This is a genomic window from Kitasatospora sp. SUK 42, assembly GCF_015776785.2.
Classification (GTDB): Bacteria; Actinomycetota; Actinomycetes; order Streptomycetales; family Streptomycetaceae; genus Kitasatospora.
In genome coordinates this window covers 288056-312533 of the sequence record NZ_LFMD02000005.1, presented here as the reverse complement: position 1 = coordinate 312533, position 24478 = coordinate 288056, and the positions used below count along the sequence as shown (strand labels likewise).

21 protein-coding genes and 1 pseudogene are annotated in these 24478 nt (G+C 73.1%); 11 read left to right on the top strand and 11 right to left on the bottom strand.

Annotated features, from left to right (window positions below):
* Positions 1-8: 8 nt before the first annotated feature.
* Positions 9-1403: an MFS transporter gene (locus RZ50_RS20075; RefSeq protein WP_254802884.1), complete on the bottom strand. Its 1395-nt coding sequence runs from the start codon at positions 1401-1403 to the stop codon at positions 9-11.
* A gap of 266 nt (positions 1404-1669) precedes the next feature.
* On the opposite strand from RZ50_RS20075, the gene RZ50_RS20070 reads away from it, so the two are divergent.
* The 5 genes from RZ50_RS20070 (at position 1670) to RZ50_RS20050 (ending at position 6376) form a co-directional block, all read left to right on the top strand.
* Positions 1670-2401: a DsbA family protein gene (locus tag RZ50_RS20070; protein WP_196950678.1), complete on the top strand. Its 732-nt coding sequence runs from the start codon at positions 1670-1672 to the stop codon at positions 2399-2401.
* Between the two features lie 75 nt (positions 2402-2476).
* Positions 2477-3574 carry a phenazine antibiotic biosynthesis protein gene (locus tag RZ50_RS20065; protein ID WP_196950677.1) on the top strand — a complete coding sequence of 366 codons (1098 nt, stop codon included), beginning with the start codon at positions 2477-2479 and terminating at the stop codon, positions 3572-3574.
* Positions 3574-4959, top strand: a complete 1386-nt coding sequence (locus RZ50_RS20060) for an aldehyde dehydrogenase family protein (RefSeq protein ID WP_196950676.1) — start codon at positions 3574-3576, stop codon at positions 4957-4959. The genes RZ50_RS20065 and RZ50_RS20060 overlap by 1 nt, the downstream gene beginning before the upstream one ends.
* A gap of 20 nt (positions 4960-4979) precedes the next feature.
* Positions 4980-6011 carry a beta-ketoacyl-ACP synthase III gene (locus RZ50_RS20055; RefSeq protein WP_196950675.1) on the top strand — a complete coding sequence of 344 codons (1032 nt, stop codon included), beginning with the start codon at positions 4980-4982 and terminating at the stop codon, positions 6009-6011.
* A gap of 107 nt (positions 6012-6118) precedes the next feature.
* Positions 6119-6376, top strand: a complete 258-nt coding sequence (locus RZ50_RS20050) for an acyl carrier protein (protein WP_196950674.1) — start codon at positions 6119-6121, stop codon at positions 6374-6376.
* Between the two features lie 217 nt (positions 6377-6593).
* Here RZ50_RS20050 and RZ50_RS20045 read toward each other — a convergent pair whose 3' ends face one another.
* A complete protein-coding gene (locus RZ50_RS20045; protein WP_196950673.1) occupies positions 6594-7286 on the bottom strand; it encodes an SDR family NAD(P)-dependent oxidoreductase in 693 nt (230 codons plus the stop codon).
* A gap of 246 nt (positions 7287-7532) precedes the next feature.
* On the opposite strand from RZ50_RS20045, the gene RZ50_RS20040 reads away from it, so the two are divergent.
* A complete protein-coding gene (locus RZ50_RS20040) occupies positions 7533-7979 on the top strand; it encodes an AtaL-like protein (RefSeq protein WP_196950672.1) in 447 nt (148 codons plus the stop codon).
* Between the two features lie 89 nt (positions 7980-8068).
* On the opposite strand, the gene RZ50_RS20035 is transcribed toward RZ50_RS20040, so the two are convergent.
* From RZ50_RS20035 to RZ50_RS20015, 5 genes are all read right to left on the bottom strand, one after another.
* A complete protein-coding gene (locus tag RZ50_RS20035; protein WP_196950692.1) occupies positions 8069-8428 on the bottom strand; it encodes a hypothetical protein in 360 nt (119 codons plus the stop codon).
* Between the two features lie 14 nt (positions 8429-8442).
* Complete coding sequence (locus RZ50_RS20030) at positions 8443-10341, bottom strand: anthranilate synthase family protein (protein ID WP_196950671.1); 1899 nt, start codon at positions 10339-10341, stop codon at positions 8443-8445.
* Positions 10341-11021, bottom strand: coding sequence for an isochorismatase family protein (locus tag RZ50_RS20025; RefSeq protein ID WP_196950670.1), 681 nt, complete (start codon positions 11019-11021; stop codon positions 10341-10343). The genes RZ50_RS20030 and RZ50_RS20025 overlap by 1 nt, the downstream gene beginning before the upstream one ends.
* 64 nt (positions 11022-11085) lie before the next feature.
* Positions 11086-11856, bottom strand: coding sequence for a 2,3-dihydro-2,3-dihydroxybenzoate dehydrogenase (locus RZ50_RS20020; protein ID WP_196950669.1), 771 nt, complete (start codon positions 11854-11856; stop codon positions 11086-11088).
* 41 nt (positions 11857-11897) lie between these two features.
* A complete protein-coding gene (locus RZ50_RS20015) occupies positions 11898-13067 on the bottom strand; it encodes a 3-deoxy-7-phosphoheptulonate synthase (protein WP_308271926.1) in 1170 nt (389 codons plus the stop codon).
* A gap of 335 nt (positions 13068-13402) precedes the next feature.
* Here RZ50_RS20015 and RZ50_RS20010 point away from each other — a divergent pair, with 335 nt between their 5' ends.
* Complete coding sequence (locus RZ50_RS20010) at positions 13403-14308, top strand: transaldolase family protein (RefSeq protein WP_196950667.1); 906 nt, start codon at positions 13403-13405, stop codon at positions 14306-14308.
* A 40-nt stretch (positions 14309-14348) separates the two neighbouring features.
* Here RZ50_RS20010 and pabB read toward each other — a convergent pair whose 3' ends face one another.
* Both pabB and RZ50_RS20000 read right to left on the bottom strand, forming a co-directional pair.
* A complete protein-coding gene (pabB, locus tag RZ50_RS20005; protein WP_196950666.1) occupies positions 14349-16472 on the bottom strand; it encodes an aminodeoxychorismate synthase component I in 2124 nt (707 codons plus the stop codon).
* 50 nt (positions 16473-16522) lie between these two features.
* Positions 16523-17302 carry a methyltransferase domain-containing protein gene (locus RZ50_RS20000; RefSeq protein ID WP_254802883.1) on the bottom strand — a complete coding sequence of 260 codons (780 nt, stop codon included), beginning with the start codon at positions 17300-17302 and terminating at the stop codon, positions 16523-16525.
* Positions 17303-17613: 311 nt separating this feature from the next.
* Between RZ50_RS20000 and RZ50_RS19995 the strand changes: the two genes are divergently transcribed.
* A complete protein-coding gene (locus RZ50_RS19995) occupies positions 17614-19521 on the top strand; it encodes a helix-turn-helix domain-containing protein (RefSeq protein ID WP_196950664.1) in 1908 nt (635 codons plus the stop codon).
* Positions 19522-19918: 397 nt separating this feature from the next.
* Here RZ50_RS19995 and RZ50_RS19990 read toward each other — a convergent pair.
* Positions 19919-20746: pseudogene (locus RZ50_RS19990) on the bottom strand (transposase); the annotation flags it as partial.
* Positions 20747-21295: 549 nt separating this feature from the next.
* On the opposite strand from RZ50_RS19990, the gene RZ50_RS19985 reads away from it, so the two are divergent.
* A complete protein-coding gene (locus tag RZ50_RS19985; RefSeq protein ID WP_196950663.1) occupies positions 21296-22051 on the top strand; it encodes an SDR family NAD(P)-dependent oxidoreductase in 756 nt (251 codons plus the stop codon).
* A gap of 99 nt (positions 22052-22150) precedes the next feature.
* Positions 22151-23029: an ABC transporter substrate-binding protein gene (locus RZ50_RS19980; protein ID WP_196950662.1), complete on the top strand. Its 879-nt coding sequence runs from the start codon at positions 22151-22153 to the stop codon at positions 23027-23029.
* A 7-nt stretch (positions 23030-23036) separates the two neighbouring features.
* Here RZ50_RS19980 and RZ50_RS19975 read toward each other — a convergent pair whose 3' ends face one another.
* Positions 23037-23441, bottom strand: coding sequence for a nuclear transport factor 2 family protein (locus RZ50_RS19975; protein WP_196950661.1), 405 nt, complete (start codon positions 23439-23441; stop codon positions 23037-23039).
* Between the two features lie 453 nt (positions 23442-23894).
* Here RZ50_RS19975 and RZ50_RS19970 point away from each other — a divergent pair, with 453 nt between their 5' ends.
* Positions 23895-24476: a hypothetical protein gene (locus RZ50_RS19970; RefSeq protein WP_196948358.1), complete on the top strand. Its 582-nt coding sequence runs from the start codon at positions 23895-23897 to the stop codon at positions 24474-24476.
* Positions 24477-24478 lie beyond the last annotated feature (2 nt).

Here is a 24478-nt window from a genome sequence, read left to right as displayed (position 1 = left end):
GAGGGGAATCAGCGGGTGTGGCGCAGGGCGCGGCCGAGGCAGAACCAGAGGAGCACGGCGGCCGCCGCCACGACGAGGGTGTCCACGCCGAGGGCGAGCCGGACGCCGGACAGGACGGCGTCGGCGTGCGAGCCGTTCCCCTCCAGCGCGTGGATCCGGCTGCTGGCGACGGCGCTGAGCACGGGGGTGCCCATGGCGAGGGCCACCTGCTGGGTCATCGTGGCCAGGCCGGTGGCCAGGCCCTGCTCGTCGTTGGGCAGGCCGGTGGTCCCGGTGACCATGTACGCCACCACGCCCATGACGTGGCCGAAGGCGCCCACGGTCATCGCCGCCAGGACGAGGGCGATGCCGCCGCCGCTGCCGGTGACCAGGAACACGCCCAGCGGGCCGACGACCTGGAACACCAGGCCGGCGACGAGGGTGGCGCGGTTGCCGTACCGGCCGATGATGCGGGGGGCGAAGGCGCCGCCGAGGAAGGCGGAGACGCCCAGCGCCGAGAAGGCGATCCCGGTGGCGAGGGCCGAGTAGCCGTGCACCTCCTGGAGGTAGAGGGTGACCAGGAAGATCGCCGCGGTCTGCATGGTGATCAGGGCGAGGCCGCCGAAGTTGCCCCAGCGGACCGTCGGCCGGCGCAGGATCCCGACCGAGGCCAGCGGCGTCTCGGCGCGCAGCTCGATGCGGTAGAAGGCGACGAGCAGCGCGGCACCGGCGAGGACGCAGCCGAGCACCAGCGGGCTGCCCCAGCCCAGGTCGGGGCTGCGGGACACACCGTAGACCAGGGCGACCAGGCCCGCGCTCACCGTGACGGCGCCGGGGACGTCCATCCGGGGGCGCTCGGCGGAGCGGCTCTCCTTCAGCAGCACCGGCGCGAAGCCGACGATGGCCAGGCCGATCGGCACGTTGAGCAGGAACGACCAGCGCCAGCTGAGCAGCCCGGTGAGCAGGCCGCCGGCCACCGCGCCGACGGTGAAGCCGAGCGAGATCATGGTGCCGTTGACGCCCAGCGCCTTGGCGCGCAGCGGGCCGTCGGGGAACGAGGTGGTGATCAGCGCGAGCGCGGCCGGGGTCGCCATCGCGGTGGCGACGCCCTGGAGGACGCGGGCGGCGATCAGCACCGACGGGCTCTGCGCGACCGCGCCCAGCACGGACGAGGCCACCAGGAGCCCGATGCCGCCGACGAACACCAGGCGCCGCCCGTAGAGGTCGGCGATGCGCCCGAACAGCAGCGTGAAGCCGGCGGAGGTGAGCGCGAACGCGGTGGTGATCCAGTGCAGGTTCCCGACCGAGAAGCCGAGGCCCGAACCGATCACCGGGATGGCGACATTGAGCAGCGGAAGATCCGCCGCCAAAAGGAAGGTCGAGCTGAGCAGCAGGACGAGCACGGCCCGCTGGTGGGAGGTCATTCTGGGCGGGGCCGCGGAAACGGCGACGTTTTCCGCATCCAGCACGGACATCTTGGAATCCCTTTCGTGCGAGTGCGAGTCATGCTCCGGCAGGGCGCGCGGGACCGTCGATCGGCGGCCGTTCACTTCGTCAGGTAGCCGAAATCCGTCTGACGAAGTCACCGGTGCCTGACAGAGTCCTGCGCGCGCACTGCGGACGATCACGCGGCCGTGGCCAGAATTCGGCCAGATCCGTCCCGTTCGCGCAGCCCGGAGGAAACGCCCTCATGACCCAGCAGGCCGACACGGAGCCCCTGTACTCGTCCGACCCGGCCGTCGTGACCGTCTGGTCGGACATCGGCTGCCCCTGGGCGACCCTGGCCCTGCACACCCTGCACGCCGCCGCCCGGGAGCGCGGCGCGCACCTCCTGGTCGACCACCGGGCCTTCCCGCTGGAGCTGTTCAACTCCGAGCCCACGCCCAAGCCGATCATCGACGCCGAGGTGGTGGCGATCGGCGCCAAGGTGCCCGAGCTGGGCTGGCGCCAGTGGCCCGGGCCCGACTGGCGCTACCCGGTCACCACCCTGCCGGCCATGGAGGCGGTGCAGGCCGCGAAGGCGGAGGCGGTCGGCGGGCTGCCCGCGAGCGACCAGCTGGACACCGCGCTGCGGCACGCCTTCTACGGCCGCGGCCGGTGCATCGGCATCACCGCGGAGATCCTCGCCGTCGCCGCCGAGTGCCCGCTGGTCGACGGCGCGGCGCTGGCCGAGGCCCTGGAACGCGGCACCGCACGCGCGGCGATCCACCGGGACCTCGCCGTCGCCCGCGGCCCCAGGGTGCAGGGCAGCCCGCACCTGTTCACCGCCGCCGGCACCGACGTGCACAACCCGGGAGCCGTCTTCCGGTGGACGGGCAATCCCTACGAGGGCGGATTCCCGAACTTCGTCTCCCATTCACGGGACTGGGCCGAGGAACTCCTCGACGAGGTGGCACCCGGCGCCACGACCCAGGCCGGCTGATCCGTTTCGCGCCGATCCGCTCCGCGCTGATCCGCTCCGCGCCGATCCGTTCCGCACTTTCCGAAGGAGCCCCAGTTGTCCGCCGCAGACCCCATTCTCGAACTCCCCTACGGTGTCACTCCCGACCCCGAGGAATTCCTCCGTGCCGCGATCCGCTGGCACTTCTCCGAGGAGACCGGCGCGCCGTTCTGGCTGGAGCGCGCCGACCGGCTGGAGTTCGACCCGCTCACCGACATCCGCAGCTTCGACGACCTGAAGCTCTTCCCGAACCTCGCCAACGAGCTGCGGGACGTGCGCGCCGAGGACCTGATCCCGCGCGGCTACGGGCCCCGGCCGAAGGTCGTCGGCGTCTTCGACAGCGGCGGCACCACCGGTGCGCCCAAGCGCGTCGTCATGCTCCAGGAGTGGCTCGACCTGCTGCTGGCCCACAGCAACGCCCAGCTGGACGCGCACGGCGTGCCGCGCGACGTGAACTGGCTGATGGCCATCCCGTCCGGGCCGCACATGGTCGGCGCCTCCTTCCAGCAGCTGGTGGCCGGGCGCGGCGGGCTCTCCTTCAGCGTCGACGTCGACCCGCGCTGGGTGAAGAAGATCATCGCCCGGGGCGAGCAGACCGAGGCCGAGCTGTACACCGAGCACCTGATCGACCAGCTCCAGCACCCGCTGCGCTCCCAGGACATCGGCGTCCTGATGCTCACCCCGCCCGTCCTGGAGCGGCTGTGCCGCCGCGACGAACTGGTCGACCTGGTGCGGAAGAAGGTGCGGGCCATCATGTGGGTGGGCACCCAGCTCGACCCGGACACCCGCAACCTGTACCGCACCGAGCTGTTCCCGGACGCCGTGCTGTGCAGCGGCTTCGGCAACACCATGACGCTCGGCCACGTCACCGAGCGCCCCGGCCTCACCGACGACGAGCCCTGCGTCTACGACCCCTTCTCGCCGTACATGACGTACAACGTCATCGACCTCCAGGAGCGCCGGCCGGTCGAGTACGGCGAGCGCGGCCGGGTCGTCATGCACTACGTCGGCAAGAGCCTGTTCCTGCCGAACAACCTGGAGCGGGACTTCGGCACCCGGATCCGCCCGCTGCCCGGCCAGGTCGGCGACTCCGTCGCGGACATCGCGCCCGTGCCGGAGTTCGACGACGAGAAGGTCATCGAGGGGGTCTACTGATGACCGACCCCCGCCTCCTGGACGCCCTGGGCCCCTCGGGCCCGTACCGCGCCCGCAAGCGCGAGACCGTCACCGACGGCGCCGGCACACCCGTCGCCGAACTCAGCCTCACCCCGAGGCTGTTCGTCACCCGCGCGCTCGCGGCCCTGCACCGGGCGACCCCGCTGCCGCTGGAGCGGCGACTGGCCGCGCTCGCCGAGGCCGGACGGGTGTTCCGCGACGACACCGTGGAAGGGCTGACGTACGCGGAGTACGAGCGGACCGTGGCCAGGGTCTCCGGCATCCCGCTGCCCGCCGTGCGCTCCGCCGCCGACGAGATCGCCGACTCCGCCCAGCGCGCCCTGGCCGGCGCGTACGGCGCCCTGCCCGGCGGCGCGGTGCTCGACTGGCGGGACCCGCGCACCCGGACCGGCGCCGCGGTGTGGACCCGGCGCGGCGAGGTCCTCGCGGTGAACGCGGCCGGCAACCACCCCGCCCCGCACGCCCTGTGGCTGGAGGCCCTCGCCCTCGGCTACCGGGTCGCGATCCGGCCCTCGCGCCGGGAGCCGTTCACCCCGCACCGCCTGGTGTCGGCGCTGCGCGCGGCCGGGTTCGGCGACGACCACGTGGTGCTGCTGCCGACCGACCACGCGACGGCCGACGAGGTGCTGCAGGGCGCCGACCTGGCCCTCGTCTACGGCGGTGACGACGTCGTGCGCAAGTACGCCGCCGACCCCACCGTCCTGGTCCAGGGCCCCGGCCGGACCAAGATCCTGGTCACGGAGGGCGCCGACTGGCAGACCCACCTCGACATGATCGTCGACTCGATCGCCCACCACGGCGGCGTCAAGTGCGTCGACGCCACCGCCGTCCTCGTCGAGGGCGACCCGGCGCCGCTGGCCCGCGCCCTCGCCGAACGGCTCGGCGCGCTGCCGAGCCTGCCCGCCGAGCACGAGGAGGCCGCGCTGCCCGTCCAACCGGTCGAGCGGGCACGGGCGTTGGAGCGCCACCTGCTGGAGCGCGCCCAGGGCACCGTGGCCCACCTCGGCGGCGACGGCGTCGTCGAGGAACTCCCGGGCGGGGGAGCGGTGCTGCGCCCGGCCGTCTTCGAGGCGCCCGACCTGAAGGGCGGCTGGCACACCGTCGAACTGCCCTTCCCCTGCGTGTGGGTGGCGCCCTGGAACCGGGCCGACGGCACGGCCGCGCTGCGCGACACGCTCGTCCTCGGCGTCCTCAGCGGCGACCAGGACCGGGACGCCGACCTGGTCGACGCGCTGGTCACCGAACCCACCGTCGCCAACGTGTACCTCGGCGACCACCCCACGCACTGGATGGACCGCGGTGTGCCGCACGACGGCTACCTCGGCGAGTTCCTGATGCGGACCAAGACCGTCATCCGCGGCTGAGCGAAAGGCCAGGCATCGACATGACCGACCCACGGACACCCGAAGCCGGCGCGCGGCCCGCCGCCGTCCTCAAGGGCCTCGGCACCTACCTGCCGCCCAGAGCGGTCAGCAACGAGGAGCTGTCCCAGCGGCTCGACACCAGCGACGAGTGGATCCGCACCCGTACCGGCATCCGTCAGCGGTACTGGGTGGAGCCCGGTACGGCCACCGGCGACCTCGCCGTCGAGGCCGGGGCCAGGGCCCTGAAGTCGGCGGGCGTGGACGGCGTGGACGCGGTCGTCCTCGCCACCACCACGCCGGACCACCCCTGCCCGGCGACCGCGCCCTGGGTCGCAGCCCGGCTCGGCCTCGGCCACGTGCCCGCCTACGACGTGGCCGCCGTGTGCGCCGGCTTCGTGTACGCCCTCGCCAACGCGGCGGGGCTGATCCTCACCGGAGTCGCCCGGCGGGTGCTGGTGATCGGCGCCGAGACCTACTCCGGCATCCTCGACCCGACCGACCGCAACACCGCGGTGATCTTCGGGGACGGCGCCGGCGCCGTGGTCCTGGAGGCCGGCCGCGCCGACGAGCCCGGCGCGCTGCTCGGCTTCGACCTGGGCAGCGACGGCGAGCAGCACGACCTGATCACCATCCCGGGCGGCGGCTCCCGGCAGCGGGCGGGCGGCAACCCGTTCGACTCCGAGGACTGCTACTTCACCATGCAGGGCAAGCGGGTGTTCGCCCAGGCGGTGACCCGCATGGGCGACTCCTCCGGCGCGCTGCTGGAGCGGCTCGGCTGGCCCAGCGCCACCGTCGACCGCCTGGTCGGCCACCAGGCCAACGTGCGCATCCTGCACGCGGTGGCCGACCACCTGGAGATCGCCCGCGAGCGCGCCGTGGTGAACCTGGACCGCGTCGGCAACACCTCCGCCGCGTCCATCCCGCTGGCCCTCGCCGACGCGGCCGCCGCCGGGGACCTGAACCCGGGCGAGCGCGTGCTGCTCACCGCCTTCGGCGGCGGGCTGGCCTGGGGCTCGACGGCCCTGGTGTGGCCGGACATCGCGCCGAACTGACGCCGGCCCGAACCGACGCCGCCCCGAACGGCCACGGCCCCGAACCGCCACCGCCACCGCCCCGAACCGACCGCAACCGAGCCGAACCGAACCGAAAGGTGGACCCCATGACCGCCCTCGCCGAGAGCACGATCGCCGACCACATCGCCACGATCATGGCCGAGAAGTTCGAGATCCCCGCGGGCGACATCGACATCACCGCCTCCTTCGAGACGATGGAGCTCGACTCCCTCGACCTCGTCGAACTCGCCGTGATCCTCACCCGGCAGTACGGAATCGCCCTGGAGGACCACGAGATCGTCGAGGCCGGATCCATCGAGAAGACGGTCGCGCTGCTTCGGGACAAGGGCGTCCCGATCGCCTGAGCCGGCGCGATTCCACCAGGGCCTGTCCTCGAACTCCCGCTCTCCCGCTGGCGGGAGTTCGAGGACAGGCCCTCCAACAAGGCCCGGGACGGCGCACCCGGGCCTTTCGCATGCCTCCGCACGGCACGGGCCGCCCGGGCCGGCGCGGAGGGACCCCGACATGCCGGTGCCCCGGCCTCCACCAGGCCGGGGCACCAGCGTGCGGGCGAGCGGGCGCTCACAGCGTCGTCTTGCGGTCCAGTACGAGGTCGTGGCCCACGATGTACGACGCCTCGTCGGACGCCAGCCAGAGCACCGTGTCGGCGATCTGCTCGACGCTCGCCCCCCGGCCCAGCGGGCAGGGGCTGATGGCGTTGATGCGGATGCCGCGGTCGGCGTACTCGCGGGCCGCGGTCTGGGTGAGCGCGCTGACCGCGGCCTTCGACGCGGCGTACGCGCCGAGCCCGGGCAGCATTCCCTGGACACCGATGTTGCTCGCGGTGTTGACGATGACGCCGCCGCCCGACTTCTCCATGTGCGCTATCTCGTGCTTCATCGCCAGCCAGACACCGGTGAGATTGGCGGTCAGCGTCTCCGACCAGACCTTTTCGCAGATTTCCCCGACGGGCTGGTTGGGGCCGAGTTCCGTCACGTTGTTGAAGGCCACGTCCAGGGTGCCGTGACGGCGCACCGTCTCGGCGACGATGTGTTCCGCCCCGTCCTCGCCCAGGCCCGACGGGTCGGCCACGATGCGGTCGGCCTTCCCACCCCGGCGGGTGATCAGGTCGCAGGTCTCGTCCAGGGTTTCCGGGTGCCGCCCGGCCACCACCACGGTGGCGCCCTCGCCGGCGAAGGCGATGGACGCGGCCCGCCCGATCCCCTCGCCACCGCCCGTGACGAGGACGATCCGGCCGTCGAATCGTGTCGACATCGAAGTTCCCCTCTCTCTCATCGCTTCACTTCTCGCGTCGCCATACACGATCGAGGCTGCCGCCAACCAGCCCGGGCGGCAATGGGCGGCCGTGTTTCCTGTCAGGTCGTCCCGCGTATCTGACGGAGTTTTCCCGGTGCGATTGCCGGGCCCCGGAAAACCCTTCGACACTTTCCATCGATATGACCGCGCAGACCGAAGGGAATTCCATTGCTGACGATTTCATGGACCCGGGTCATCGACGGGATGGACCAGGAGACGCGCCGGGCGCCCACCCGGGACGGGCTGTGGCAGGCCATGCTGGACAAGGCGGAGAACCCCGTCCTGTACGTGCCCGCCATCACGTCCTCCCGGATCGTGGAGCGGTACCCCGACGGGTTCCTGCGCGAGTCGCGCCGCGGCGAGCGCTTCCTCGTCCAGCGGGTCACCCCGGACGAGGCGGCCGGCGTCATCACGTTCCGGCACCGCGACTCGACGGACCTCTCGGTGATCCGCAACGAGATCGGCACGGACGAGGAGGGCCGGCTCACCCTCACCCTCAGCATCACGCTGGACGAGGGCCCGACGGAGACGGCCCTGTCGCAGAGCGAGTACCTGCGGGACCTGGACAGCGACTTCTGCGGCACCCTCATGGCGATGACGGTGGTGCTGCGCCGCACGGCGCTGCACGGGCGGCCGGGCACCCGACCGTAGCGGGCACCCGGGACCGACGGACGCCCGGAAACGCCGACCGCCCGGCAGGCCCACGACGGTGGGGCCTGCCGGGCGGTTCGCGCCGGGCGTCACGGCGCCGGCGCCTCCAGGGGAACCGGCGACTCCAGGGCCAGCCCGTGCCCGGCCAGGCCGGCCAGGGCGTGCACGCCCTCGACGGTCGCCTCGACGTCGAACAGCGTCCGCTGCACCGGCGGCCGTCCGATCAGCTCGGCGGCGAGCGCGGGCAGCGGTGCGGCGGCGGCCTCGGCCGACTCCCACAGCAGCACCGCGCCCCACCGGTCGGTGGCGGGGTCGGAGATCCAGAACTTCAGCCGGAGCCCCTCCACCCGGGCGAAGCGGTCGACGGCCTCCTCACGCAGGAACCCCCGCAGCGACTCGATCGTCCGCCCCGTCCCGGCCAGGTCCCACCAGACCACGGACGCCTTCAGCCCCGTACCGTCGGTCATGCGACCTGCTCCGCCCGCTCCGCGACGAGGGCGCCCAGCGCTTCGCCGAGGATGCGCATGCCGTCCTCCGTGAGCACCGACTCCGCGTGGAACTGCATCGAGCGGAAGCCGGGCCCGCGCAGGGCGTGCACCTCGCCGGTGACCGGGTCGCGGCTGACCTCGACGGTGCCGATGCCGGCCGCCTCGAAGCGGGCACCGGCGCTGCGGGCGGCGAAGGTGTTGTAGAAGCCGACCCGCTCCCGGCGCCCGAACAGGTCGATCTCCCGCTGCACGCCCTGGTTCGGCTGGTCGCGCCGCACCAGCGGCAGTCCGAGCCGCAGGCTGAGCACCTGGTGGCTCAGGCACACGGCCGCGAACGGGCGCCGCTCGGCGAGCAGGGTGTCCACCGCCTCCCGCAGGTGCGCGATCTTCGGGTGGTCGATCTCCCGGGGGTCGCCCGGCCCCGGCCCCATCACCACCAGGTCGTGGGCGTCGAAGGCGTACGGCTGGTCGAACCGGCTGACCGTCACCTCGGCGCCCAGTGCCCGCAGCTGGTGCCCGATCATCGCGGTGAAGGTGTCCTCGGCGTCGACCACCAGCACCCGCCGCCCGTCGAGCGGCCCCGTGCCGTGCTGCCGTTCGCCGTCCGGCGCCAGCCAGAAGCCGGCCAGGCCCGAGTTGCGCCCGTCCAGCGCCGCCCGCACCGAGGGGTGGGAGCCGAACCTGCGGGGGCCCGTCTCGCCGAGCACGGCCAGCAGGCCGGAGGCCTTGGCGCGGGTCTCGGCGACCTCGGACAGCGGGTCGGAGTGGCGCACCAGGGTGGCCCCGACGCCGATCCGCATCCGGCCGTCCGCGTCGATGTCGGCGGTGCGGATGAGGATCGCCGAGTCGAGGGTGCGCTCGCCCCGCCCGTCCCGGCCGATGAGCGCCAGGACACCGCTGTAGTAGCCGCGGCCCTCCGGCTCGTACCGCTCGATCACCTTGCAGGCGCTCTCCAGCGGGGAGCCGGTGACGGTCGGCGCGAAGAGGGTCTCGTGCAGCACCTCGCGCGGGTCGCGGGTGGTGTGGCCCTCGATGAAGTACTCGGTGTGCGCGAGCCGCGCCATCTCCTTGAGGTACGGCCCGACGACGCTGCCGCCGTTCTCGCAGATCCGGGCCATCATCTTCAGTTCCTCGTCGACGACCATGTACAGCTCGTCGGCCTCCTTGCGGTCGGCGAGGAAGTCCATGACGCCGGGCAGCGTGGGCCCCGAGTCGGGGTAGCGGTAGGTGCCGCTGATCGGGTTCATCACGGCCCGGCTGCCGACGACGCTCACATGGCGCTCGGGCGAGGCCCCGACGAGCGTGCGCTCGCCGGTGTGCACGATGAACGTCCAGTACGCGCCCGACTCCCGCTCCAGCAGCCGCCGGAACAGCCGCAGCGCGGCGCCGACCGAGTAGTCGGCGAGGTCGGCGACGAAGGTCCGCTTCACGACGAAGTTGGCGCCCTCGCCGGTGCCGATCTCGTCCCTGACGATCCGTCGCACGATCTCGGCGTAGGCGTCGTCGTCGACGTCGAAGGCGCCGGCGGCGGCGAGCCGCACCGGCGCGTCGGGGATGCGGCGGCGCACCTCGTCGACGTCGACGACGGCCTGCGCCTCGACGGTCATCGCGAGCAGCGGCGTCCCGTCGTCGCGCACCGCGTAGCCGCGCTCGGAGATCTGCCGGTAGGGGATGAGGGCCAGCACGTCCTGGTGCGGACCGTCCTCGGACGGGGAGATGTCGCCGTCGAGCGGGATGCCGGCCAGGCAGCCGACCTCGCCGACGGTGCCGAGCAGGACGTCGAGGCGGTCCGGGCCGGTGCTGTCGGGGCGGTGCAGCAGGGCGAAGGGGCCCGGCTGCGGCCCGAGGACGCGGGCGAGCAGGTCTTCCGTCATCACACCTCAGCTCCGGAGTGGGCCAGTTCGCGGGCGGCGGGCAGGGGCAGTGCGGCCAGCAGGTCGTCGGTGACGGCGACCGAGGCGCAGCGCGCGGTGGCGTACTCCAGGGTCATCCGGTGGTGGCGCCGGCCGAAGTCGGCGATCGCGTCGGCGACCACGAAGGGCTGGATGTCGTGGCTGAACGCGTCGAGGGCGGTCATCAGGACGCCGACGTGCGCGTACACGCCGCAGATGACCAGCTGGTCGCGGCCGGCGTCGCGCATCCGCTGGAGCAGCTCGGTGTTGTGGAAGGCGCTGTAGCGCCACTTGGTGAACACCCAGTCGCCGTCCGCGGGCGCCACCGGCTCGACGACCTGGCGGTCCTCGGGGCTGGTCGTCATGCCGGGGCCCCAGACGTCCTTGAGCAGGCCGCGCTGCTGCTCGGTCATCCCGCCGGGCTGCGCGGTGTAGGCGACGGGCGCGCCGAGGGCGGCGAGGCGCTCGCGCAGCCGGGCGGTGTTGCGCACCAGCGACTCGACGGGCTCCTGCCCAGGCGGGAAGGGGGCGAGGAAGTACTTCTGGAGGTCGTGCACCAGCAGCACGGCGCGCTCGGGGTCGAGCGTCCAGTCCACCGTGTTCGGGGGCAGGTCGGCCGCGGTGGGCAGGGGATAGGGGCGGATGGGTGGTATGCCTGGCACGGGTGTGCTCCTCACTGGGACTGGGGGGTTCGGGCGTGCGGGCCGCAGGGCGGGCCGGAGGGCCTCAGACACCGAGGGCCGCACCGCCGTCCACCGTCAGGTCGTGCATGGTGATGTGGGACGCCTTGTCGGACAGCAGGAACGCCACCGCGTTGGCGACGTCCGTGGGCCGGGCGAGCTTGCCCAGCGGAATGCCCACCCGGTACGCCTCCGGGACGCCCTCGATGGAGGCCCGCGCGCTGCCCTGGTCGGTCCACATCGCCGTGAGCATCGGGGTGTCGGTGGAGCCGGGGGCGACGATGTTGGCGCGGATCCCGTACTTGGCCACCTCCAGCCCGAGGCACTTGGTGAACATGGTCGCGGCGGCCTTGGAGGCGGCGTACGCCGACATCTCGGTGCGGGCGGTGCCCGACGAGTTGGAGGCGATGGTGACGATCGCGCCCCGGCGCCGGGGGACCATGCGGTTCACCACGGCGCGGGAGACGAAGAAGACGCCGGTGGTGTTGACCGCGAAGGTGACGCTCCACTCCTCGTCGGTCAGGGCGCGGGCCTCGGCGAGCCGGAGCACGCCGGCGGCGTTGACCAGGTGGTCGATCGGCCCCAACCGCTCCTCGACGTCGTCCACGAGCGCCTCGACCCGCGCGCTGGAGGTGACGTCCCCGACGAAGGCCACGACGTCCTGGCCCCGCCCGGCGGCCTCCTTGACGAGGACGTCGAGCTGGCCGCCGTCGCGGTCGACGGCGGCCACCGTCATTCCGTGGGCCGCGAGCGTCTCCACCACCGCCGCTCCGATGCCGCCGGCCGCGCCGGTGACCAGAGCTATTTCCTTGTGCATGACGGTTGGCTCCTTATTCGGCTGCTGCCGCGGCTGATCGGTCACGCGTACCAGGCGGAGACGACGTCGAATGCCTGGGCGGGATTCAGCCGCGGGTCGCAGTAACTGGTGTACCTGTCCCCGATCTCACAGGCCCTGGAGGCGTCCTGAACACATTCGTAGACGTCGTCCGGGGTGGTCTCCAAATGGATCCCGCCGGCCACGCCGCCGTTGTCCAGAACCGCCGCCTGGAATTCCCGGACCTCCTGCACGACGGTTTCGACGTAACGCGTCTTGAAGCCGTGCGGGGTGGACACGGTGTTGCCGTGCATCGGGTCGACCAGCCAGATCACCGGGTGTCCCGCCGCCCGCACCGCGCGCACCAGGGCGGGCAGCCGCTCGGCGGCCTTGCCGGCGCCCATGCGGGAGATGAGGGTGAGCCGGCCGGCCTCGTGCTCCGGGTCCAGCCTTTCGCAGAGCTCCAGGAGGGCCTCGGGCGTCATGGTGGGCCCGACCTTGACGGCGACGGGGTTGGCGAGCGCGGCGAAGAACGCGACGTGCGCGCCGTCGAGCCGCCGGGTGCGCTCGCCGATCCACGGCCAGTGCGTCGAGGTCAGCAGCTGCGAGCCGTCCGGCTCGGTGCGGAGCATGGCCGCCTCGTAGTCGAGCAGCAGCGCCTCGTGGCTCGTCCACACGGGCGCGTCGACGGGCGACTGGCCGCCGTCGTCGAACCAGCCGAGCAGCGCCGCCACGTCGGCGGCGGCCCGGTAGCCGCTGAGCAGCCGCTTCGGGTCGGGCCGGCGCAGCTCCGGGTCGGGCTCCGGGGAGTTGACCATGTGCCCCCGGTAGACCGGGAGTTCGACCCCGTCGATGACCTCGGTGGGGTTGGAACGGGGCTTGCCGAACTGCCCGGCGAGCCGGCCCACCCGGATCACGGGCTTGTGCGAGCGGGCCTTCATGACCCCCGCGAGGACGTCGAGGAGCGCGGTCTTGCGGGCGACGTGGCCGGGCGTCGCCTCGGCCGGGTCCTCCGCGCAGTCGCCGGTCTGGATCACCTGGAGTTCACCCGCCGCGACGCGGGCGAGCAGCGTGCGCAGGGTGCGCACGTCGGACCCGCGCACCAGCGCGGGGGATTCCCTCAATTCATCGTGGACCTGCCACAGAACTCCGGTGTCCGGCCAGGTCGGCTGTTGGTCGGCAGGGCAGGATTTCCATTGCGCGACTTTCTGCACGTGGCACCTCCAGTGCTCTCGTGTTCGCCGGGGGCATGGCTGTGGCGACGAGTCTGCGAAATTGCGGGCCCGGGCCTCCATCGGGATATCGCAACTTCGTCAGGTGGCGGTTTTTCAGTCACGTTTTCGGGGGGGATCCCGCGAGTCCGCGGCGAAGTTCCGTACAGGGAAAGGAAGGGAATGTCGGGATCGGGCGGCGGCGGCGCGGTCCGGTCGTCCGGTCCGGGCCGGGCGGCGACCTGACAGATTCGATTCCGGGATATGCACGGCGTCGCCGGGCCGTCCTAGGCTTCACACTTATGATCAGCCGGTCAGCCAGTGCCATGCTTCAACAGTTGGCAGCCGAGGGAGTCCCCCCATGGCTGTCGGCGGACACCACCGCGGACTTCGACGTCGACGTCCTGAGCCATCTGGCTCGCCGCGAGCTCATCGCGGGCGCGCTTCTCACCGAGGGCCCGCCCGCGGTGCTGCACCGGGTCTGCGACGCCCTGGCACCGGTGTTCCTGGCGACCGACGGGCGGGCCGGGCACGTGTCGGTGGCCCCCGCCGTCGGCCCCGGGGCGGGTGCCGAGGAGCTGTTCGAGGCGGCCCGCGCCCTGTACGAGCGGGTGGGCCGCGGCAATCTGATGGTGCGGCTGCCGGTGGACGCGGGCGGCCTGATGGCCCTGCGCGACTGCCTCGCCGAGGGCATCGGGGTGCAGGCCGGTCCGGTGTACTCGGAGGAGCGCTACGAGCGGCTCCTCGACGCCTTCTTCGCCGGCATGGAGCGGGCGCTGGTGTCCGGGCTGCAACTGCACGAGATCACCCTGGTCGCCGAGGTCCCGGTCGGCCGGCTGGACGGCGCGGTCGACGCGCGGCTGGCGGCGGTGCCCGATCCGCGCGCCGCCGGGGCCCGGGGCGGCGCGGCCGTCGCCCTGGCCCGGTGCATGTACGGGATCCGCGAGGAACGGCTCAGCAGTGACTGGTGGCGGGTCATCAGGACCGGCGGGGCCCAACTCCCGCTGCTGCTCTGGACGGACCCGAGCCCGCGCCAGGTGGAGGCCCTGGTCGGCGCGAACACCGCGCACGTGCTGACCGTGGAGCGGCTCGAAAGGGCCGCGGCGGAGGCCGAGTTGGCGGGCGAGGCGCTGATGGGTTCGGCCTCCGAGGGCCGGCGCGCCCTGAAGGAGCTGGCCGAGCTGGGCGTCGACGTGGAGGCCGTGGCCCGCGAGCTGGAGCGGGCGGGGCGGGGGAGTGGATGACGGCGTACGGCGGCGCCCCGGGGCGCCGCCGTACGGATGGTCAGAGCGTTGCGCCGTCCTGCTCCCGCTCGGGGAACGCAGCCCCCGTCAGGTGGAGCAGCGGTGCGGCCTTCACCGCCGTCTCCTCGAACTCGGCGGCCGGGTCGGAGAGGGCGATCACGGCGCCGCCGACGCCGTAGCGCACCCGGTCCTCGGTGACCAGCGCCGTGCGGATGACCATGCTCAGGTCGGCGGCGCCGGTCAGCGACAGGTAGCCGATGGTGCCGGAGTAGACCCCGCGGGCCCCGCCTTCGAGACGGTCGATGATCTTCATGGTGCGCACCTTGGGCGCGCCCGTCATCGACCCTCCGGGGAAGGCCGCGCGCACGCAGTCCACCGCGTCCAGTCCGGGCCGCAGCCGGGCCCGTACGGTGCTCACCAGCTGGTGGACCGTCGCGTAGGACTCCACCCGGAAGATGGACTCGGCCTCCACCGAGCCGGGCACGGCGCAGCGCCCCAGGTCGTTGCGGGCCAGGTCGACGATCATCAGGTTCTCGGCGCGGTCCTTCTCGTCGGTGCGCAGCGAGGCGACGAGTGCCGAGTCCTCCTCCGCGTCCGCGCCCCGCGGCCTGGTGCCCTTGATCGGCTCGGACTCGATCACGCCGTCCGCGCCGACCCGCAGGAACCGCTCCGGAGAGGTGCTCAGCACGTTCAGCCCGCCGAACTGGAGCAGCGCGGCGAACGGTGCCGGGTGGTCGCGCCGCAGCCGCAGGTAGCTGCGCCAGGGGTCGTAACGGCCCCGCACCTCGGCCATGTTGGTGATGCACACCTCGTACGTCTCCCCGGCGGCGATCTCCTCCTGGCAGGCCTCGATCAGCGCCAGGTACGCGGCCCGGTCGTGCCGCAGGACGACCTCCGCCTCCGGTGCGTCCGCCTCCGGTGCGTCCGTCTCCGGCGCGGCCGCCTCGGGCGGCCGGCCCGCCGCCTCGCGCTCCAGCCGTTCCCGGGCCCGGCCGAGCCACGCGTGCGCCGCCTCGGCGGAGCCTTCCGCGCCGTCCTCGGCCGCCGCCAGCAGGTACGTCGTCCCGGTGGCGTGGTCGAGGACCACGGCCCGGTCCGCGAACACCATGGTGGCGTCCGGGTCCGGCGAGCGGTGCACCGCGTCGCCGCCGCACTCCGCCTTGAGTTCGTAGCCGAGGTAGCCGACCCAGCCGAGCGCGAAGTCGAAGGGCAGCGGCGGCACCTGGGTGCGGATGCCGTCGAGGTCCCGTTGCAGCCAGTCGAGGAAGGGGCCCGCGGACATCCCGGTCCCGGCGGCCGACCGCACGTTCACCGTCCCGCTGGACACGTCGGCCGTGGCCACCCGGCCCAGCGGCCCGGAGGCGTCGCCCATCACGGAGAACCGCCCGCGCCTCTCGTCGGGCCGGCTGCTGTCCAGCCAGAAGGCGTGGTCGCCGCCGTTGAACAGCACGGCGTACGCGGCCTCGTCGGTCCAGCCGGTCGGCACCTGCTCCACCAGGACGCGCAGCCGTCGCGCCGGCGGCCCGGCGGCGGGCCGGGCCGGTCGCGCGGCCCCGGGCCGGCGCCCGCGCAGCGGGTGGTGCACGCGCCGCTGGAGGCTCAACTCGGCGAAGTTCCGCAGGAGTTGGGTGCCGTCCCGGGTGCAGATCGACTCCGGGTGGAACTGGATCCCCCACATCGGGCGCATCCGGTGGCGCAGCCCCATCAGAACGCCGTCCGGCGTCCAGGCGGTGGCCTCCAGGTCCGGCGGCAGCTCGCTCACCGCGAGCGAGTGGTAGCGGACCGCCTCCATCGGGGAGGGCACGCCGCGGAACAGGCCGGTGCCGGAGTGCAGCACGGGGGAGGTCCGCCCGTGCCGCGGCTCGGGCGCCCGGTGGACCTCGGCGCCGTGCAGCAGCCCGATCGCCTGGTGCCCGAGGCAGACGCCGAGCAGCGGCAGCCGGGCCCGCGCCACGACCTCGCGGGAGATGCCCAGGTCGGCCGCGCGGTGCGGGGTGCCGGGCCCGGGCGATATCACCACGTTGTCGAAGCCGGCGAGCAGGTCCGGGCGCCAGGCCGGGTCGTCGTTGCGGACGACCTCCGGCTCCCGGCCGTTCACCTCGGTCAGCTGGTGGAAGAGGTTGTACGTGAACGAGTCGTAGTTGTCGATGAGAAGCGTGCGCACCTGTGTCCTCGGCTTCCTGGGTTCCTCGTCGGTGGTCGCTCCGGCACGTCTCAGGCGGTCCTCGGCAGGATCTCGAACAGCAGGTGGTCGACCACGTCGTCACCGTACTCGCTCTCGCGGACCTGACGGGTGGCGAGCAGCCGCAGCTCGGCCCCGCACTCGTCGGCCATCCCGTACAGCGCCGGCACGTCCCCGCGGTCGCTGAAGTGCAGCAGGGCGCGGCCGGTCGAGGTGGTCCGCAGCGGCGCCTCGGCGAGGTACCGGCGGTGTGCGTGGTAGCCCGGGTCGACGTAGGCCCGCTCGTGCGCGGAGCGGTAGCTGTACTCGGCGGGGGCCAGCACGTAGTTGGAGCTCCAGAAGACGACGTCGAACCGCTCCTCCGGCTCCAGACCGAGGAAGAGGTCACCGTGCACGGTGCGCAGCCGGTCGCCGACGCCGTGGCGTTCGGCGTTGGCCGCGGCGTTCGCCACCGCCATCCGGTTGATGTCCGAGGCCACCACCCGGTCGTACCCGGCGAACAGGGCCATCGTGGCCGTCAGACCGGTGCCGCAGCCCATTTCGAGGAACGAGCCGCCGTCGCGGGTACGCGGCCGTGCGAGGTTCAGGAACTCGATCCCGACCCGGGTCGACGGAGAGTAGACCGGTGCGAAGACCTCCGGGAAGAGGTCCCACTCACGGTCGTACATCGTGAAGACGTCCGGCCGGTCCGCGCGCGTCAGCGACTCACGGCTGCGCCCGAGCGACCGCTCGTAGCTGCCGAGCGGGCCGTGTCCGGGGCCGGTTCCGACGCGGGGCCCGGGAATGACGACCGGTGTCAGCTGTGCCTGCAACAACTTTCTCCCCCATCTCGTTCAGCAGCTGCCGCCTCGGGCTGCTGGCCGCGCCACCACCGTGGCGCCGGGGATCAGCCTTGCGGCGGAGCGCGCCCACCAGAAGGTGGTCCGGCGACACTGTCGGTGACGGGGGGTGGTGACCGACCCACCGCGCATCGCGTTCACCTGCGCGAAGGCTCGGGTTCCGGTTGACCACTGACAGACAGCCAACCTAGATTTTGTGCACGGTTGTGCTTGTATCTATCGGGGGAGCGAACAGGGTGCGGGATGGCACGAGAGCCGGTGGATCGCGTCCGAGTGCGGTCGACATGCTCGAACTGCTGGTGGCGGAAGCCCCGGTGGACGAGTACGAGAGGGTCGTCACCGAGGCCCGCGCCGACGGCGCGGCCCCGGAGCGCCTGGCCGAGCTGGAGCGGGCCCGGGACCTGTCGCTGCGCATCCGGGAGCTCTTCGACCGCCGTCGGCAGCGTGAGGTGGGACTCGCGGCGCTGGTCGACACCGTCCGCGATCTGACGCTGCCGTACACGCTCGACAGCCTGCTGAAGGTGATCGTCCGCCGCACCCGGCTGCTGTTCGGCGTCGACATGTCCTGGGTGTCGCTGTACGACGGCGAGCAGGGCTGCTCGGTGGTGCGCGCCGCGGACGGCCAGGCCTCGGCCATCACCGTCGGATTCCGGGTGCCGATGGGCGGCGGGCTCGGGCTGCGCGCGATGAGGGAGTCCGGTCCCTTCTCGACGCCCTCCTACCTGACCGATCGATCGTTCGCCCACTCCGAGGAGATCGACGGGGTCGTCCGTGCCGAGGGCCTGCGCGGCATGATGGCGGTTCCGCTCCTGTTGGACAACGAGTTCTTCGGCGTCCTGTACGCGGCCGGGCGCTCCGTCCGGCACTTCGGCCCCGACGAGATCTCGCTGATGGTCTCCCTCGCCGACCTGGTCTCCGTCGCCATCGAGAAGGCCCGGCTGCTCGACCGCACCCGCGAGCAGATCGCCGAAGTGGCCGAGGACACCCTGCGCGAGCGGGACTCCTCACAGCTGGCCCAGCAGTTGCACAGCACCCACAGCCGGCTGGTCGACCTGGTGCTGGCGGGCAGCGACCTCCAGTCGCTCACCGCCGAGGCGGCCGGGCTCCTCGGCGGCCCGCTGAGCGTACGGGACTCGGCCGGGCGGGAGTTGGCGGCCGCCGGCACCCTGCCGGAACCGGCGGTCGCCGACGACGTCGTCACCGCCTCGCTCGACGCCCACGCCGAACGGCGCCCGGTGCGCACGCCCGGCGGCCTGTGGGTGGCCCCGGCGGCCGCCGGTGAGGAGATGCTCGGCACCCTGGTGCTGCATCCGCCCGCGGCCGCCGACGAGCACCAGGTCCAACTGCTCGGCATGGCCGCGCAGTGCATCGCCATCCTGCTGCTGATGCAGCGCAGCGCCGCCGTCGCCGACGGCCAGGCCCGCGACGAACTGCTGCGGGACCTGATCACCGGCTCGCCGGCGGTGCTGGAACAGGTCGCCGAGCGCGCCCGCCGGCTCTCCCTCGACCTGGACGAACCCCACGTCGTGGTCGCCGTCCGCCCCGAGGGGGGCATCCAGGGCCGGGCCATGGTGTGGGCGTCGGCGTACGCGCACCGGCACGGCGGCCTGCGGGCCATGGTCGGCGACCGCCTGGTCTTCCTGCTGCCGGGCGGCGACCCGGACGCCGCCTCGACCACCCTGTCGAAGGAGCTGTCCTCGGTGCTGGGCCGCCGGGTGACGGCGGGCAGCTCCGGCCCGGCCGAGAACCCGGCGGCCGTCGCCACCGCCTACCAGGAGGCCAGGCGCTGCCTGGACGCCGTCGTCGCCCTCGGCGGGATCGGCAGCACCGCCTCGCCGCGGGAACTCGGCTTCCTCGGGCTGCTGTTGTCGGAGAACCCCGACACCTGCGACTTCATCAGCCACACCATCGGCGCGGTGCTCGACTACGACAACCTCCAGCGCACCGAACTGGCCAGGACCCTGGAGGAGTACTTCGCCTCGGGCGGCAGCCCCACCTACGCGGCGGAGCGGCTCCACGTCCACCCCAACACCGTGTCCCGGCGGCTGGAGCGCATCACCGAACTGCTCGGTGAGAAGTGGCAGGAACCGGCTCAGGCACTGGAGGTCCAGCTGGCGCTCCAACTGCACCGTACCCGCCGCGTCTTGCAACGGAAGCAGGACCGCCCCCGCGCCGACCGCGCGAGCGGCTGACGACCGTGGCGTCCTCGGACCGGTGCGGCTCGCCCCGGTCCGTGGCCCACGGCTCGCCGTCCTCGCGCGGCGGCTCGTTCAGCCGGGGGGCCACCGTGAGGGCGCGCACGGCGTGGGCGGCGGACGCCAGGGTGATGTGCCGGTGCCAGCCGTTGAAGGAGCGGCCCTCGAAGTCGACCAGCCCGACCGGCACCGAGATCCGGGTGAAGTCGGTCTCGGTGCGCAGCGCCAGCTTCGTCAGCCGCAGCAGCGGCCCCGCGGGGGCCCCGGTCAGGTTGCTGATCCAGTACCGCTGCGGCCAGCCGTGCGGATCGCCCCACTCGCCGAGCAGCAGCACCCTCTCGGAGGACGGCGCCAGCGTCACCTGGACGGTCGCCACCAGGCTGGTACGGGTCCCGCCGTGCTCCGGATCCCGCCAGACGACCGGCCGGCGCATGGCCCGGATCATCTTCAGCAGCTGCTGAGCGGAGACCTCCCGGTCGGTGTCGCCGGGCAGCCGGTCGCGATCGGCGATCGTCACCCGGGTGGCACCGCTGACGGCGGCCAGCAGCGGCATCCGCTCGGCGCTGAACAGGCGGACGAGCGCGCGCGGATCGCAGTCCGGAAGGTCCACGACGACCGGGCGGGGGGTGCCCCGGCCCCACTCGCGCACCTCCAGGGCGGTGGCCGCGACACACTCCGCGTCGGTGACCGCGGGGTGTTCGGCACCGGGGCGCAGCCGACCGTGGTCGGCCTCCGCGTTCCGGCGCTCCTCCTGGCACATCAGCCGCCAGTGCACCGGCGCGCTCGCCTCCTCGTCGACGGCCCAGATCCCCAGCGCCTCCTGGCTGTTGACGACCTGCCCGAGGCTGGGCACGAACCGCCGGGCCACGCCGACCGAGTGGCGCCCGGCCTTCGGGATGACGAGCGGCCGTGCCACCCAGGCGCGAGGCCGCAGCACCCGCTCCAGGTACCGGCACAGCACGGCCCGCACGGGCATCCAGTCCCAGGTGGACGAGGACACGAAGTGGTGCAGGCTCTGCTCGGCCGCGCCGCCCCCGACGTGGGCGGCGATGTTGCGCGCGGTCTTGCGCCCGTCGGCCGTCAACAGGCCGTACAGGTACTGGGCCCCCTTCTCCCGTTGGTCCGCCCGTGGCAGCTGGGCGAACAGTTCGGCACACAGCTCGGCGACGGCGGCGTCAGGCACCTCCGGCCGAAGGCGCGGCGCGGTGTTCACGGCGGTCATTCCAGGCTCCCCTTACTCGGCACCCCCGCTATCTCGCAGAGCGGAGGGGGTGCTTTCACGGTGCGCCGGGGAGGCCCTCCGGGAACAGGTGAGCCGATCACACACATCGGACCCGCCGCGTTGGTCCGGCCACCGCGCCCGGGCGGGGGCGGCAAGGGCGCCGGTCAGGGGCGCGTGGAAGGGGGTGGGGCCGCCGAAGGCCACAGCGGTGGCGGTGACGGAGGTGGCAGGGGTGACGGGAGTTCGGGGCAGGCCCCCAGGGCCTGCCCTCGAACTCCCGGCGGACGGTGTGCCCGGGCGGATCGGTGCGGCTCGGCTGGCGACGGCGCGGGGCGGTGCGATGCTGAAGGGGATCACCCACGGCGCGCCGGAGCGGCCACCGACCTCGCGGCCGCCGCGTGAACCCGACCGGATCGGGGCCGATCCGCTGCGGGCGACCGTCGACACCGTGCCCTCCGGGGCGATCCGCTCAGCGAACCCGGGCATCGACGGCGAACGACTCCGGGCGGCCCCAGCGGCAGTCCGCGATGACGAGCAGGAGGTGAGCCCATGACCGGGGCAACCGGCAGGGTGGCACTGGTGACGGGGGCCGGCAGCGGGATCGGTGCGGCCACCGCGCGCCTTCTGGCCGCGCGGGGGATGCGGGTGGTGGTCAACTACCTCCGCAACGTCCGGGCGGCCGAGGAGGTCGTGGCCGGCATCGAGGCGGCAGGGGGCCGGGCCATGGCGGTGCAGGCCGACGTGCGCGAGCCGGCGGTGGTCGAGCGCATGGTCGAGCAGGTCCGGGCGACGTGGGGCGGCGTCGACGTGCTCGTGCACAACGCGCTCATCCCGTACGCGGTCAAGTCGTTCCAGGACATGACGTGGGAGGAACTGGGCGGCAAGATCGACGCCGAGATGCATGCGGCGTTCGCGGTCACCAAGGCCGTCCTGCCCGCCATGAGCGAACAGGGCTGGGGGCGCGTCGTCTTCATCAGCACCGGCCTCAGCCGCCAGCCCCGGGCGGGCATGATCGCGCTGGGCGCGGCCAAGGCCGCTCTGGAGCAGTTCGCCCGCTACCTCGCCCAGGAGCTGGGCCCGCAGGGCATCACGGTCAACATCGTCGCGGCCGGCCCGGTGGAGGACACCCGCATGGGGTCCGTGCTCGACGAGGAGGTCAAGCGGCGCCAGGTGGCCCTCACCCCCGTGGGCCGCCTGGCGCGCCCGGCCGATGTCGCCCAGGCGGTCGCCTTCTACACCGGCGAGGACAACGCCTTCATGACCGGCACCACGGCCGTGGTCAACGGTGGAATGTCGATGTACTGACAGCCGGGCCGGTGTCCGCGGCACCGTCACCTCGGCACCACACGCCGCGCCGCACCCTCGCGGGACGGCGCGGAGACGACACGATCGAGGAAGAGCGTCATGCGCACGATCGATCTCGCCTTTGTCGGGCGGGGCCTGCACGAGGAATTGGCCGCCTACATCGCCGACCAGGAGGACTTCTACGCCGACGAGGGCGTCCACGTCGCGCTGCGCGACGGCTGCTCCTGGGACGTCGAGCGCCTGCGCGACTGCGCCACCATCGGGCTCGGCCGGGCCCTGCTGTCCCGGCTGACCGACGGAACCCCGTGGGTCGCTCTCAGTGTCAACACCGATCGCCCGCTTTTCTGGTTCCTCGCCCGCCCCGGCCTGACCTCCCTGGCCGACCTGGCCGGCCGACGGCTCGCGGTACACGCCCCCCACACCCCACCCGGGTGCTTCGCCCGGATCGTGCTGCGACGGGCCGGCCTCGACCCGGACCGCGACGTCCACACCGTCGTCCGCAACCCCGGCGACTACGGCATGGACCTGCGCCACCTGCGCGACGGCAGCATCGACGCCGCCTACGTCGGCAGCACCATGGCGCCGGAGGCGGTGGCCGCCGAGCACGGCTGGCAGGTGCCGGCCTGGGTCGGCGACCACTTCCGGATCCCCACCGTGGGCGTGGCCGTCGACCCCACCCGCATCCGCCCGGACGACCCCGCGGTCCAGGCCGTCGTACGAGCCCACCGGCGGGCCCTGCACGTGATCCACCGCGACCCCGGTACCACCGTGCGGCACATGCGGACGTTCCTCGGCGGACAGACCGAGGCCGAGGTCCGAGCCCACTACGAGAGGTTCATCGCACCGCACTTCACCACTGACGGCCAGGCCGACCTCGCCGTCGGCGACAGCGCGATCACCGCGGTCGCCGCCGAACTCGGTGTCCCCGCCACCGTCACGGCGGCCGAGTTCTACCGCACCGCGACCGTCTTGTCCTAGCCGCGGGTCAGGCCTCGGCGATGTTCCTGCCCGGCATCGGCTCCGCGAGTGCCGCCCGCCATCCGGGCGCACCGAAGGCGTCCGCGAAGTACTGGGTCTCGTGCACCACGTGCCCCTGGGAGAACTCCATGATGCTCACCGAGTAGGTGGGCACCCCGTCGTAGGTGATGACGCACTCGCTCACCCACAGGTCCCCGCTGCCGACGATCCGGTGGAGGGTGAAGTGCCGACTGGCGGGGTGGCCGCCGCGCTGCGCCGAGATCGTCGCACGGCCCCGGAAGCGTTCACCCGACTGGGGGTAGTCCAGGACCGCGTCCGCGGCGTAGATGGCGTGCTCGGCTTCGGTGTCCCCGCGCTCCGACGCCCGCCAGTGTTCCTCCAGTGCGGCCCTGGTCCGGATGTCAGCATTCATCGCACTGTCCCCTCTGCGGATGGCGGGAGCGGTCCGGGGGCCGGGGAACGTTCCGAGTCCCCCGGGGTGCCGGGCCGTTGAACGTGATGGGCAACGGTGACAGCGTAGATCGCCAGGGCGGCGACTCGGCCTCAGGACACCGCGAATCAGGATCGGACGGCTCGTGGTGCGTGGAAGTCCATCGGTCCGCGGGGCAAGTCGCCTTCGGTGCAAGGCCGTTGCCGTTCCTTGACGCATTCGGGCCGCCGTGGCGGGAACCCTACGGGGGAGGGACGACGCGGGGGAGGCGTGGTGGGGCGGACGGCGCGGGTGGCGGGGTGCGCGGCGGCGGTGGTGCTGGCGCTGGGGGCTGCGGCCTGTACGGGGCCGGGCGGTGCCGGCGGCATCGGCTGGGGTGGCGGCGGGGCGCCGGCGCCGACCGTCGTCGCACGGCCGGCGCCGACGGGGAACGGGATGGTGCTGTCACAGGCGGCCCCTGCGTCGGCGCGGTGGATCGTGGACGGCCTGTCCAGACCGGACGAGATCCCGGACAGCTGCCCGGTGCCCGCCCTGACGGGACTGATCGTGCTCGACGACGCGATCGCCCACAGCCGGGCGGCCGTGGCGTGGCTGGGGGACGGCGAAATGGTGTGCCTGGCCGTGGTCAGGAACAATGCCGGCAGCCCCGAGGGGATCACCGCCGGCGCTTCCCTCGGCTCCCTGTCGGACCAGCGGGATCCGGTGTGGTTCGACGGGTGGGCGATCTTCACCGTCTTCCCCGGCGATGCGGGGAAGGTCGTGATCAAGGACGACGACGACCACCTTTTCGGCCCGGTGCACCAGCGGGTGGTGGACCTCGGCGGCGGCCGGGAGTTCACGATCGTCGAGTACGCCGACGACCACCCGGACCCCTACGCGCCGGACCCGTCCACGATCCCCTCCGCCCGGGCCCAGGTGTGTCCGTCGGCCGGCGGTGAGTGCCGCCCGGCCCGCTGGATCTCACCGCCGGCCGCACCGGCGCCGACCGCGGACCGCGCATCGGCCGGTTCACCGTGAGG